Source organism: Aeromicrobium sp. 10G20-16 (genome assembly GCF_055809665.1).
Genome location: NZ_CM147919.1, coordinates 185452 through 198020, shown reverse-complemented (window position 1 = coordinate 198020; position 12569 = coordinate 185452). Strand labels below are relative to the sequence as shown.

At 70.6% G+C, this 12569-nt stretch carries 14 protein-coding genes; all 14 read right to left on the bottom strand.

Features of this window, described 5'->3' with window-relative positions:
- Positions 1–123 precede the first annotated feature (123 nt).
- The 14 genes from AC0L5F_RS00910 to AC0L5F_RS00845 all read right to left on the bottom strand — a co-directional run bounded on the left by AC0L5F_RS00910 (position 124) and on the right by AC0L5F_RS00845 (position 12562).
- Entirely contained in the window at positions 124–921 is a 798-nt protein-coding gene (locus AC0L5F_RS00910) for a WecB/TagA/CpsF family glycosyltransferase (RefSeq protein WP_473314723.1), read from the bottom strand.
- A 154-nt stretch (positions 922–1075) separates the two neighbouring features.
- Positions 1076–1489 carry a transcription antitermination factor NusB gene (nusB, locus tag AC0L5F_RS00905; protein ID WP_473314722.1) on the bottom strand — a complete coding sequence of 138 codons (414 nt, stop codon included), beginning with the start codon at positions 1487–1489 and terminating at the stop codon, positions 1076–1078.
- On the bottom strand, positions 1489–2052 hold the full coding sequence (gene efp, locus AC0L5F_RS00900; RefSeq protein WP_473314720.1) for an elongation factor P: 564 nt from the start codon (positions 2050–2052) through the stop codon (positions 1489–1491). The genes nusB and efp overlap by 1 nt, the downstream gene beginning before the upstream one ends.
- Positions 2052–3122: a M24 family metallopeptidase gene (locus AC0L5F_RS00895; protein ID WP_473314719.1), complete on the bottom strand. Its 1071-nt coding sequence runs from the start codon at positions 3120–3122 to the stop codon at positions 2052–2054. The genes efp and AC0L5F_RS00895 overlap by 1 nt, the downstream gene beginning before the upstream one ends.
- Positions 3119–4240 carry a 3-dehydroquinate synthase gene (gene aroB / locus AC0L5F_RS00890; RefSeq protein WP_473314718.1) on the bottom strand — a complete coding sequence of 374 codons (1122 nt, stop codon included), beginning with the start codon at positions 4238–4240 and terminating at the stop codon, positions 3119–3121. The genes AC0L5F_RS00895 and aroB overlap by 4 nt, the downstream gene beginning before the upstream one ends.
- The gene (locus AC0L5F_RS00885) at positions 4237–4752 is read right to left on the bottom strand and encodes a shikimate kinase (protein ID WP_473314717.1); all 516 of its coding nucleotides are present in this window, start codon (positions 4750–4752) and stop codon (positions 4237–4239) included. The genes aroB and AC0L5F_RS00885 overlap by 4 nt, the downstream gene beginning before the upstream one ends.
- On the bottom strand, positions 4749–5927 hold the full coding sequence (gene aroC / locus AC0L5F_RS00880) for a chorismate synthase (RefSeq protein ID WP_473314716.1): 1179 nt from the start codon (positions 5925–5927) through the stop codon (positions 4749–4751). The genes AC0L5F_RS00885 and aroC overlap by 4 nt, the downstream gene beginning before the upstream one ends.
- Complete coding sequence (locus AC0L5F_RS00875) at positions 5912–6664, bottom strand: prepilin peptidase (RefSeq protein WP_473314715.1); 753 nt, start codon at positions 6662–6664, stop codon at positions 5912–5914. Before AC0L5F_RS00875 ends, aroC begins: the two co-directional genes overlap by 16 nt.
- Before the next feature lie 9 nt (positions 6665–6673).
- Complete coding sequence (locus tag AC0L5F_RS00870) at positions 6674–7477, bottom strand: shikimate dehydrogenase (protein ID WP_473314714.1); 804 nt, start codon at positions 7475–7477, stop codon at positions 6674–6676.
- The gene (mltG, locus tag AC0L5F_RS00865; RefSeq protein ID WP_473314713.1) at positions 7474–8634 is read right to left on the bottom strand and encodes an endolytic transglycosylase MltG; all 1161 of its coding nucleotides are present in this window, start codon (positions 8632–8634) and stop codon (positions 7474–7476) included. Before mltG ends, AC0L5F_RS00870 begins: the two co-directional genes overlap by 4 nt.
- Positions 8627–9130 (bottom strand): Holliday junction resolvase RuvX, encoded by a 504-nt coding sequence (gene ruvX, locus AC0L5F_RS00860; RefSeq protein WP_473314712.1) that lies wholly within the window; start codon positions 9128–9130, stop codon positions 8627–8629. Before ruvX ends, mltG begins: the two co-directional genes overlap by 8 nt.
- Before the next feature lie 2 nt (positions 9131–9132).
- Positions 9133–11796 (bottom strand): alanine--tRNA ligase, encoded by a 2664-nt coding sequence (gene alaS / locus AC0L5F_RS00855; RefSeq protein ID WP_473314711.1) that lies wholly within the window; start codon positions 11794–11796, stop codon positions 9133–9135.
- Positions 11793–12065 carry a DUF6167 family protein gene (locus AC0L5F_RS00850; protein WP_473314710.1) on the bottom strand — a complete coding sequence of 91 codons (273 nt, stop codon included), beginning with the start codon at positions 12063–12065 and terminating at the stop codon, positions 11793–11795. The genes alaS and AC0L5F_RS00850 overlap by 4 nt, the downstream gene beginning before the upstream one ends.
- A complete protein-coding gene (locus tag AC0L5F_RS00845) occupies positions 12062–12562 on the bottom strand; it encodes a hypothetical protein (protein ID WP_473314709.1) in 501 nt (166 codons plus the stop codon). The genes AC0L5F_RS00850 and AC0L5F_RS00845 overlap by 4 nt, the downstream gene beginning before the upstream one ends.
- Between the last annotated feature and the right edge of the window lie 7 nt (positions 12563–12569).

Here is a 12569-nt window from a genome sequence, read left to right as displayed (position 1 = left end):
GTCGTTCGACCGACACACTAGCAGCGGCACGCGCCGGGATCGGACCCCCCTTCGGCGTCCGGAACGACGAATCGCCACCCCCGGGAGATGGGGGTGGCGATCAGTGGGAGAAACGGCGGTTCGTCAGGCCGCGCGATGGTGGTCGAGGCTGTGCACCGCGCGATAGCTGGGCGCCTCGACAGGCTTCAGGGTGCGCTTCGTGCGACGCACGTAGGTGGGGACGATGTGCCGCAGGAACACCGGCAGGCACTCGACGAAGTAGCGACGGAACAGACGGCGCGGCTCCTGCAGGAGTCGGTACAGCCACTCGGTCTTGGTGGCGCGCACCCAGGTGGGCGCCATCTGGGCCGTGCCGGTGATCATGTTGACCGACCCGCCGACGTTGACGATCACGCCCTGGTAGCCGCAGCGGCGAATGGCTTCGCCGATGCGATCGCCGAACGGCGGGGTGACGGCGATCAGCAGCATCTCGACGTCGTCGCTCACCAAACGACGCGCGATGCGGCGCGGGTCCCAGTCGTCGCGATGTCCATGGTCACGGAACTCCACCAGCATGCCGGTGTTGTGCAGCATGCCGCGGAAGTTCGCGCCGACCTTGCGGTCCGAGCCCAGGATCGCGACCTTGATGCCGTGGAAGGTGCGGCTGCTGACCATGCGCTCGACCAGCTCGGAGCCGGTGACGCGATCAGGGGCGATGCCACGCGAACGCATGAGCGTGACGATCGGCCAGCCGTCGGCCGTGATGTAGTCGGCGGACTCGATCGTGGCGGCGAAGACCGGGTCGTTGGCGGCCAGCGCGAGGTGGTGCAGGTTCACGGTCTGGATGCGCTTGGGCTGTGGGTCGTACAGCGCGGCATCGAGCTCGGCATCGGTCATGAGGCACTTCTGAGCCATCATGTCGATGAATTCTTCTGTGATCATGTTTCCGTCCCCTGGAAAGTTGCGCCTTGGGTGAAGGCTTCATCCAGAGAGAGGGATGGCGGCACGAACTATGACGCCGCCGAGGGGCGAGTTCGTGCGACGCATCTCACGTCGGAGGCCGGCGTGCCGCGCGGCAGCGACCCCAGCGGGAGCCCTACAGGGCCAGCGACGGCTTGAGCTCGACGAGCCGGCCGAGCAGTCCGGCCACGAACTTCGGCGACTCGTCGGTCGACAGCTCGCCTGCCAGGTCCACCGCCTCGCTGACCGCCACGGCGTCGGGGACGTCGTCGCGGAACAGGATCTCGAACGCGCCGATGCGCAGCAGGTTGCGGTCCACCCCGGGCATGCGGTCGAGCGTCCAGCCGACCGCGTGCTCGGAGATCAGCTCGTCGAGTCGCTCGTGGTGCGCGACGACGCCCTCGACGAGTGCCGCCGCATAGTCGTTGGCGGGGTACTCGTGATCGGCCGACCGGCGTTCTGCCAGCGAGCCGCCCAGCGGAAGGTCCTGCAGCTCGGACTCGAACAGGACGTCGAGCGCGCGCTTGCGCGACTTGGTGCGCGCCGACATCAGCCCTGTACGCGGCCCTGGTAGCTGGCGTCTCGGGTGTCGACCTTGATCTTCTCGCCGTTGACGATGAACAGCGGAACCTGGATCTCCTTGCCCGTCTCCAGCGTGGCCGGCTTGGTGCCGCCGCTGGAGCGGTCGCCCTGCAGCCCGGGCTCGGTGTACTCGACCAGCAGCTCGACTGAGGGCGGCAGCTCGACGTAGAGGACCCGACCGTCGTTGGTGGCCACGACCGCCTCCTGGTTCTCCAGGAGGAAGCCGACGGCGTCACCCATGACGTCGGGCGAGACCTCGGTCTGCTCGAACGTCGCGGTGTCCATGAACACGTAGCTGGTGCCGTCGTTGTACAGGTACTGCATGGTGCGCTTGTCGACCGTGGCCGTCTCGACCTTGGTGCCGGCGTTGAACGTCTTGTCGACGACCTTGCCGGACTCGACGTTCTTGAGCTTGGTACGGACGAAGGCGGGGCCCTTGCCCGGCTTCACGTGCTGGAACTCGATGACAGCCCACAGCTGCTTCTCGATGTTCAGGACCATGCCGTTCTTCAGGTCGTTCGTGGTGGCCATCAGGCAATCTCCAAAAGTTCAGTGGTCATCAGGGTGAGGATCTCGGGCTGGCCGGTGCCACTCGTGACGACGAGGGTGTCTTCGATACGCACTCCCCCACGTCCCGGGACGTAGATGCCGGGTTCGACCGTCAGGGCGGTGCGAGGGACGAGTCTACCGGCGTGCGCGGCGCCGACGAACGGGTCCTCGTGGATCTGCAGACCGACACCGTGCCCGAGGCCGGTCGTGAAGTGGTCCAGCCAGCCGGCTGCGTCCAGCGAGGCCCGAGCCACGCGGTCGACCTCGGCCACCGCGGCACCCTCGACACAGGCCCGGACTCCTGCTGCCTGCGACTCGCGCACGGCGGCATGGATCTCGCGCTGCCAGTCGTCGGCGGCCCCCATGACGACGGTGCGGGTGCAGTCCGCGTGGTAGCCGTCGACGCGGGCGCCGAAGTCGATCTTGAGCAGCTCGCCGGGTCCCACCACGCGGTCGGTCGGCTGGTGGTGCGGGATCGCGGAGTTCTCTCCTCCCGCGACGATGGTGGGGAAGGCGATCGCCTCGGCTCCCGTGTCGAGCATCCGGAACTCCAGTCGGCGGGCGATGTCTCGCTCCGTGCGCCCCACCAGGGGTTGGGTGCACAGCCAGGTCAACGCATCGGTGGAGACGCGACAGGCCCGGCGCAGGGCCTCGATCTCGACCTCGTCCTTGACCTCGCGCAGTCGCTCGACCAGCGAGCCTGCCGCGACGAGCTCGGTCGATGCCGCGTCGCCCAGGCGCCGGTGATCGTCGACGCTCAGCGTGTGGGTCTCCACACCCCACCGGTGGCCAGCCGCCCGCGAGGCCATGCCGCCGAGCAGGTCGCGGCCGACCACGACCTCCAGGTCAGGAGCCTCGGCAGCAGCTTGATCGCGGTACCGCCCGTCGGTGAACAGCACCGCGTCGCCGTCGACCGGCACGAGCAGTGCTGCGTTGGAGCCGGTGAAGCCGCTGAGGTACCGCACGTTGACGAGCGTGGTCACGAAGAGACCGGCGAGGTCCTTGGCGACGAGATCGGCGACGAGGCGTTCGCGACGCTGCTGGACGCTCACGTGGCGCCGCCCTCGGACGACACCGCACGGAAGCAGTCGTGCAGCATCGTCTCGTCGGGGCCGGCGAGGACCGTGGGGTGTCCGAGGGAGTCGAGCACGACGAAGCGCAGCTGGTTCCCGCGCGACTTCTTGTCCAACCGCATCGCGGCGAGCACGTCGTCCCACTCGGCACCCGCGTAGGTCGTCGGCAGGCCGGCCGCTGCCAGCACCGATCGGTGCCGCTGCAGCAGCGCGGCGTCGATGCGTCCCGTGCGGTGCGCCAGCTCGGCCACGAAGACCATGCCGATGCTGATCGCCTCGCCGTGTCGCACCGAGTAGCTCTCGAGCCGCTCGATCGCGTGTCCGAGGGTGTGACCGTAGTTGACCGCCTCGCGGCCGATGCCGGACGCGGCACCTGAGCTGCCCGCGGTCTCCCGCAGGTCGCCGCTCACGGCGCCCGCCTTGACCTCGATGCCCCGCACGATGAGGTCGGCGAGCACCGACGACGTCGGGTCGAGGGCCGCGACGGGATCGGCCTCGAACACGTCCAGGATTCCCGGGGCTCCGGGCTGGTCGGCGATGAAGCCACACTTGAGCACCTCGGCCATGCCGCTGCGCAGCTCGGCCGGCGGCAGGTCGACCAGCACGTCGAGATCGCACAGCACGCCGGCCGGCTCGTGGAAGGCACCGACGAGGTTCTTGCCGTGGGTGGTGTTGATGCCGGTCTTGCCGCCGACGGCGGCATCGACCATGCCGAGCACCGTGGTGGGCAGGTTGACGAAGCGCACGCCGCGCAGCCAGGTGGCCGCGACGAATCCGGCCAGATCGGTGGAAGCGCCCCCGCCCAGCCCGATGACCACGTCCGAGCGGGTGAAACCGGCGTCGCCCAGCGCCGTCCAGCAGCCGGCGAGCACGTCGGCGGACTTGGCGGCCTCTCCGTCGGGCACCTCGACGAGCAGCACCTGCACGCCGGTCAGTGCGTGCTGCAGGGTGGCGGCGCGCTCGGCCATCGTCGGCGGATGGACGATCGCGGCACGCACCGCCTGGTCCCCGAGGAGGTCACGCAGCCCGGCGTGGACACCTCTCCCGACGACGACGTCGTAGGGGTGGTCCGTGGCGATCGTGATGCGTCGGGTCATCGGGGTGCTCCGACCACCGCGTCGATCGCGTCCGCGACCTGGGTCGCGTCGAGGTCGTCGGTGGCGATCGTGTGGGTCGCGACCTCGGCGTACAGCGGCCGGCGCGCATCCATCAAGGACTTGAGCTGCGAGCGGACGTTGCCCAGCAGCAGCGGACGGCCGGCGCCCAGGCCCACGCGCGACGCGGCAGCACCCAGCCCGACGTCGAGGAACACCACCGTGTGACGGGCGAGCGTGGCGCGAGTGGCAGCGCTGAGCACGGCTCCGCCGCCGAGCGACAGCACGCCGTCGTGCTCGGCCAGCGCGGCCGAGACGGCCCGCTCCTCCAGAGCCCGGAAGTGCTGTTCACCGTGCTCGACGAAGATCTCCTGCACCGTGGAGCCGGCGGCAGCCTCGATGTCATGGTCGGTGTCGCGCACCGCGACGCCCCACCGTCTGCCCAGCTCGTCGGCCACGGTGGTCTTGCCCGCCCCCGGGGCTCCGACCAGCACGACCACGGGCCGTGCGGTCACGCGAACCTCAGGTTCTCGCGGTAGCTGTCGACGTTGCGTCGGGTCTCGACGACCGAGTCGCCGCCGAACTTCTCGCAGATCGCGTCGGCCACGACCAGCGCGACCATGGCCTCGGCGACGATGCCGGCGGCTGGCACGGCGCAGACGTCGGACCGCTGGTGGTGGGCCGTGGCCTCCTGGCCGGTCTCGACGTCGATCGTCCGCAGCGCGCGCGGAACCGTGGCGATCGGCTTCATCGCCGCTCGGACCCGCAGCTGCTCACCGGTGGACATGCCGCCCTCGGTGCCGCCGGAGCGGCCCGACGTGCGCCGGATGCCCTCTGCGCTGGGCACGATCTCGTCGTGGGCCAGGGAGCCGCGCGTGCGGGCCAGCTCGAAGCCGTCGCCGACCTCGACTCCCTTGATGGCCTGGATGCCCATCAGCGCGGCGGCGAGCCGGCCGTCGAGTCGACGGTCCCAGTGGGTGTACGAACCGAGGCCGGGCGGCAGACCGTCGACGACGACCTCGACGACACCGCCGAGGGTGTCGCCGTCCTTGTGGGCCTGGTCGATCTCGGCGACCATAGCGGCGCTCGTGTCGGCGTCGAAGCAGCGCACCGGGTTGGCGTCGAGCGCCTCGACGTCGGTGTGGGCCGGGATGGATCCCGCCGGCGCACGCACCGTGCCGAGCTCGACGACGTGCGAGAGCACCGTGGCACCGGTGGTCTGGGCGATGAACTGCGCCGCGACCTCGCCGAGCGCGACGCGCGCCGCGGTCTCGCGCGCACTGGCCCGCTCGAGGACGGGGCGGGCCTCCTCGAAGTCGTACTTCTGCATGCCGGCCAGGTCCGCGTGTCCGGGACGCGGGCGGGTCAGCGGCGCGTTGCGCTTGAGACCGTCGAGCACCTCCGGGTTGACCGGATCGGCCGACATGACCTGGTCCCACTTGGGCCACTCGCTGTTGCCGATGCGCAGGGCCACCGGGCTGCCCATGGACACACCGTGCCGCAGCCCACCGATGACCTCCAGCTCGTCGGCCTCGAACGACATGCGCGCACCCCGGCCGTAGCCGAGACGGCGCCGCGCGAGGGCAGCCTGGATGTCCTTGCTGGTGACGTGCACCCCAGCGGGCAGGCCCTCCAGCACGGCGACGAGTGCGGGGCCGTGCGACTCACCTGCGGTCAACCAACGAAGCATGCCGTGATTCTCCCATGACGGCCGCGCCGCCAGACGCAGGCGTCAGGACGTCTGGAGCGCGGTGCCGAACGCGGCGCCGAGCACAGCACCGAGCAGCATGAACGGCCCGAAGGCGAATCCGTCGCGATCGACGAGCTGAGCTTGACCAGGATCGGGGCGAGCAGGCCGCCGAGCACGAATCCGCCGTACCCGCCGGCTGTCGCCTCGGCGAAGCCGAGGGCTCCGAGCGCGAGCCCGAGCGACGCCGACAACCGCACGTCGCCGTAGCCGAACGCGCCGCCGAAGAACCGTCCGGCGAACCAGTACATGGCCCGGTAGATCACGTAGAGCACCGCGTTTCCGACCAGCGCGTGGGTCAGCAGGTCGCGGTCGCCGACCCAGACCGCGGCGACGAGCACCAGCACCAGCACCACGACGTAGAGCAGCCCGTTCAGGACGAACGGCAGGTAGCGCGTGTGCCAGTCGATGAAGGCCAGCCAGGATCCGATGCCGGCGACGGCGACCCACACCGGGACGAGCTGGGGGACGTCGATGCGCCAGGCGACCAGACCGGCAGCCAGGGCTGCGGGGACGACGAGCCACCACCGGATGCCCCGAAGGGTCGCGAGCTCGGCATAGGGAATCTTGTCCGGATCAGGGTCCGGGGGTTCTGGCAGGCTCGCGATCGCGGTCGGGCCCACGGCGGCGACCCCGGCGGCGGCGAGGGCGGCGAGCAGGGCGAGAACGACCGGATCCACGCCACGACCCTAGTGTCGATCGAGGTGCTGGAGCGCTGCGGCGCGCAAGACCTGTGGATCGACGTGATCGCCGGTCATGGCCAGCACCTGCAGCGCCGCCTGGTGGGCGAGCAGGTCCAGCCCGGACACGATCGTGGCTCCGGCGCTCTGGGCGGCCTGGGCCAGCGCCGTGGGCCACGGATCGTAGACGACGTCGAACACGGCGGCAGCGCCCTCGACCCATCCACCGGCGAGCCGCGACACCGCGTCGACCGGGATGGTCGAGACCAGCAGGTCCACCGGTCCCGCCGGAGCGTCGGCGAGCCGGGACACCGTGACCTCGACGCCACTGCCGCGTGCGATGGTGGCCGCGTCGAGCGCACGATCAGGATCGCGCACGACCAGGTCGAGGTGTCTCAGCCCCAGACCCGACAGCGCGTGGGCCATCGACGCCGCCGTGGCGCCGGCACCGAGGATGCGCGCCGAGTCGAGGGCGGTGACGCCGCGCTCGGCCAGTGCGGAGACCGCACCCGGAACATCGGTGTTGTCGGCGAGGAGTCGGTCGTCCTCGCGCACGAGCGTGTTGGCGATGCCCAGGAGCTCGACGATCTCGGACCGCTCGTGCGCCGCTTCCGCAGCCTCGCGCTTCAGCGGCGCGGTGACCGACAGTCCGCGGACGTCGTCACCGAGCGCCCCGAGCAGCTCGGCCAGCTCTCCGGCCGCCACCTCGAGCGGCTCGTAGGTCCAGTCCAGCCCCAGGACGGTGTAGGCCGCCCGGTGCATGACCGGCGAGAGCGAGTGCGCGACGGGTGAACCGACGACGGCACACCTCATCCGCAGATTCCCTCCGGAGCGGTCTTGCAGTACGCCTGCAGCTGCGCGACGGCCTTGTTGTGCTCGGCGAAGGTGTCGGAGAAGACGGTCTCACCGGTCTCCAGGTTGACCGCGACGAAGAACAACCAGTTGCCCTTCGCCGGGTTCAGTGCGGCCTCGATGGTCTTCTCGCCCGGCGATCCGATCGGACCGGGAGGCAGACCGGCGTTCTGGTACGTGTTGTACGCCGACTCGGCGTTGCGCTCCGCCTCGGTGGTGAACACGTCGCCCTTGCGGCCGCTGACGTAGGACACGGTGGAGTCCAGCTGCAGCGGCATGCCCTGGTCGAGCCGGTTGTAGAGCACCCGCGCGACCTTGGCGTAGTCGTCGTCCTTCTTGGCCTCGTACTCCAGGATGCTCGCGACGGTCAGGATCTCCTCACCGGTGTACCCGAGCGCCTTCGCCCGGGTGCCGATGTCGAGGTCCTTGGCCACCGACACAGTCTTGGCGACCATCTGCTTGAGCAGCTCGACAGCGGTCTCGCCCGGCTCGACGGTGTAGGTGGCGGGGAACAGGTAGCCCTCGGGGTTGCCGTTGGCGACCGCGGGCAGGCCGAGGTCCTTGGGGTCCTTGAGCGCGGCCTCGAGGTCGGCCTTCGGGATCTCCGAGTTCGAGCTGACGATGTCGATCACCTGGTCGACCCGTGCGCCCTCGGGGATCGTGACCTTGCCCTCCACCCGGTTGCCTCGGTCGGCCAGCTCGCGCATCGCCCAGTCAGACGACATCTTCAGCCGGAGCTTGTAGAACCCGGCCTGGATGGCCTGGAAGCGAGAATCGGTGAGGCTGAGCTGGTAGAACGCCTCGGCGCTCTTGACCACGCCCTCCTTCTTGAGGATGTTGGCGATCTGCTGGCCGGTGGCACCCTCGGGGATCTCGACGGTCACGCTGCCGGTGCCCTGACCGGTGTAGTCCTCGGGTCCGCTGAGGAAGCTCTTGGCCTTGCCGAAGGCGGCGTACCCACCGAACAGCAGGGCGATCACCGCCACGACGATGAGCACCCGGCGCCCCCAGCCCGAGCTCGGCGGCTTCTCGGCGCGGCGGCGGCCTCGGCCACTCGACTCGCCTCGCCCACCGTCGCCGGAATCACCGCCGGTCATCAGGTCGAGACCGTCACTCATCGGAAACTCCGTCATCGCTGTGGGGCTGGGGCACTTGTGGTGTGGTTGTCCGGTACGTCTCACCCGGTGCGGACCCACGGGTCCGCTCTGCGTCAAGGGCCGTCTGGAGGATCACCGTGGCCGCGGCCTGGTCGATGACCTGTCGACGGTCGACGCCGGATCGTCCCTGCTGACGCAGGAGACCATCTGCAGTCATGGTAGACATCCGTTCGTCGACCAGCCGGATGGGCACGGGCGCGATCAGAGGTGACAGACGGTCGCAGACGCCTCGTACCTTCAGCGCCGCAGGACCCTCACGCCCCGAGAGCCCCACCGGCATGCCGACGACGCACTCGATGGCCTGCACCTCCTCGACGATCGCCGCGATGCGCTCCAGAGCGCCCTTGCCGGCCGCGACGGTCTCGGACGGGGTGGCGAGGATGCCGTCGGGATCGCACACGGCCACGCCGATGCGGACGTCGCCGAGGTCGATCCCGATCCTGCGCCCTCGCCGCACGATCAGAGCGCCGCGGCGACGGCGTCGAGGGCGGCCGGGATGGCCGACACGTCGGTGCCGCCGCCCTGGGCGACGTCGGCCTTGCCTCCGCCGCGCCCGCCGATGACCGGGCCGAGCACGCCGATCAGGTCGTTGGCACTCAGCCCACGGTCCTGGGCCGCCGGGTTCAGCGCCACGACGGCGGCCGGCTTGTCACCGGCGTCCCCGATCACCACCACGACGGCGGGCCGGTCGGCCAGGCGGCCACGGATGTCGAGCGCCAGTGCGCGGACGTCTCCCCCGCCGGCACCGACGGCGTGATGCCCGACGTACGCGATGCCACCGATGTCGCGGGCGGATGCCGCGATGTCGCCGGCAGCGCCGGACAGCTGAGCGGCCCTGAGCTTCTCGGACTCCTTCTCGACGGCCTTCAGCCGGTCGACGAGGTCCTGCACGCGCGCCGGCACGTCGCCCGGCTGCGCCTTGAGCATCTCGGTGAGCTGACGCACCACGTCGCGCTCGCGGGCCAGGTACTCAAAGCCCTCCAGCCCGACCAGCGCCTCGATGCGCCGGTTGCCCGCACCGACCGAACCGTCGGAGGTCAGGACGACGGTGCCGATCTGCGACGACCGCTCCACGTGGGTTCCACCGCAGAGCTCGCGCGACCACGGACCGCCGATCTCGACGACGCGCACGTCCTCGCCGTAGGTCTCGCCGAACAGTGCCAGGGCGCCGAAGTCGCGGGCCTCGGGAAGGGACATGACCTGCGCCGTGACGGCGAGGTCCTCGCGCAGGGCCCGGTTGGACGCCTCCTCGACGCCGTGCATCTGGTCCGGCGACAGCGCGCCGTTCCAGCCGAAGTCGAGACGGAGGTACCCGGGACGGTTGAACGAGCCGGACTGCAGGGCCGTGGGGCCGAGGACCTCGCGCAGGGCCGCGTGCACCACGTGGGTGCCCGAGTGCGCCTGCCGGGCACCGAGGCGCCAGTCGGGGTCGACCCGGGCCTCCAGCGCCGCGTCGACGGTCAGCTCACCCTCGGTGACCCGCACCTGGTGCACCACCAGGCCCTTGACGGGCCGCTGGACGTCGAGGACCTCGGCCGATCCACCGCCCGAGGAGGTGGACCACACCAGGTGGCCCGCGTCGGCGTGCTGACCGCCGGACTCTGCGTAGAACGGCGTGCGGTCGAGCACGACCTCGCCGACGGACCCGGCCGTGAGTGCGCTGACGCCCTGACCCTCCTGGATCAGCGCCAGGACGCGCGACTCGGTGGTGAGCGTCGTGTACGCCTGCCAGTCGGTGGGACCGCCGGCGTCGAGCACGCCGCGGTAGACGGTGGTGTCGGCGTGGCTGCCCTTCTTGGACCTGGCGTCGGCCTTGGCGCGTGAGCGTTGCTCGGCCATCAGGGCGCGGAAGCCGTCCTCGTCGACGGACAGCCCCTGCTCCGATGCCATCTCGAGCGTGAGGTCGATCGGGAAGCCGTACGTGTCGTGCAGGGCGAACGCCTGGTCACCGCTGAGCGAGGTGCCACCGGAGCCCTTGATGCTCGTGGCAGCGGTCTCGAAGATCTGCGTGCCCTTGCCGAGGGTCTGGCGGAACGCGTCCTCCTCGGCGTAGGCGATCTGCGCGATGCGGGCGAAGTCGGCCTCCAGCTCGGGATAGGACGCCTTCATCTGCTCGAGGCTGACCGGCAGCAGCTCGGGCAGCGCGCGGTCCTCGTAGCCCAGCAGGCGCATCGATCGGACAGCCCGGCGCAGGAGACGCCGCAGCACGTAGCCGCGCGCCTCGTTGCCCGGTGTGACGCCGTCGCCCATCAGCATCAACCCGCTGCGCACGTGGTCGGCGACGACCCGGAACCGGACGTCGTCCTCGTGGTCGGCTCCGTAGGTGCGGCCGGTCAGCTGTGCGGCCTTCTCGATGACGGGGAACACCTCGTCGATCTCGTAGAGGTTGGCCTTGCCCTGCAGCAGGTAGGCGACGCGCTCGAGGCCCATGCCGGTGTCGATGTTGGGCTGCGGCAGCGGCTTGACGACGTCGAACTGGTCCTTGGCGCGGACGTTGGTGATCTCCTCCTGCATGAACACCAGGTTCCAGATCTCCAGGAAGCGGTCCTCGTCGACCACCGGCCCGCCGTCCGGGCCGAACTCGGGCCCGCGATCGACGTAGATCTCGCTGCAGGGGCCGCCGGGGCCGGCGACGCCCATGTGCCAGTAGTTGTCGAGCAGACCGCGGTCCTGGATGCGCTCGTCGGGCAGTCCGGCGACCTTCTTCCACAGCTCGCGAGACTCTTGGTCCGACTCCAGCACCGTGACCCAGACCGTGGCCGGGTCGATGCCCAGCCCACCGTCGTCCACGCTGCCGGTGATCAGGGACCAGGCGTGCTCGATGGCGCCCTCCTTGAAGTACTGCCCGAACGAGAAGTTGCCGTTCATCTGGAAGAACGTGCCGTGGCGGGTCGTCTTGCCGACCTCCTCGATGTCGAGGGTGCGCACGCACTTCTGCACGCTGGTGGCGGTGTCCCACGGCGGCGTCTCCTGGCCGAGGAAGTACGGCTTGAACGGGACCATGCCGGCGTTGACGAACAGCAGGTTGGGGTCGTCGAACAGCAGCGGGGCCGACGGCACGACCGTGTGGCCCGCCTTCTCGAAGTGCTCGAGGAATCGGCGGCGGATCTCTGCGGTCTTCATGGGGTTCGGTGGTCCTTCGGGTGGTCGAGCTCGATGGGGAGGGGGCGGGCACCCGGGGTAGCCGAGCCCAGCTGGTTCTTCAGGTCCTGCTCGCGCGCCGCCATGCCGTCGGCCAGCTCGCCGCTGAACTCACGCCACCCGGTGCCGAGGGCGGCGGCCTGGTCGACGAGGCCGGGGACGGACAGTCGGTACGCCGCGCGGCGGCCCTTGACGGTGGCGTAGGCGCCGGCGACGGCTCCGGCGGCGAGCCAGACGAGTCGCGACGTCACTCGCCCACCGCCCGCGGCAACGAACGAGGCGTGGGCGCGTCAGCTGCGCCCAGCCAGGTGGCGTCGCGGTGCAGGGCCTCGCGCGGCACGGCGCGGGCGGCTCGACGCGCGGCACGCTGGCGCACCCGGCGTCGATGGCGGTACTCGCGGCGCATCAGGGCGACGATGCGGTCGCGGCTCTCGGGCCGCAGCGCGTGAGCGAGCCCGGCCGCGTAGATCGACAGCCGCACGCCGGGGCGTCCCAGAGCGGTGGCGACCACCTGCTCCTCGGTCGGGGTGGCGACGACCCGCCCCTGCACCATGCGGACCGGTGTCGTGGTGACAACAGGCTCCGGCAGCGGCACGTGAGCAGGCTCAGCGAGCTCGGCGGCGCGGTCGGTCGGCACCGGGGTGGTGGCGGGCAGACGCCGCACGGCGCGCACGGCCACGACGGCAGCCGTCACCGCCACGACGGCTAGCACGGCCGTCGCGACCAGCAGCGCGACCTCGAACGACATGACGTCG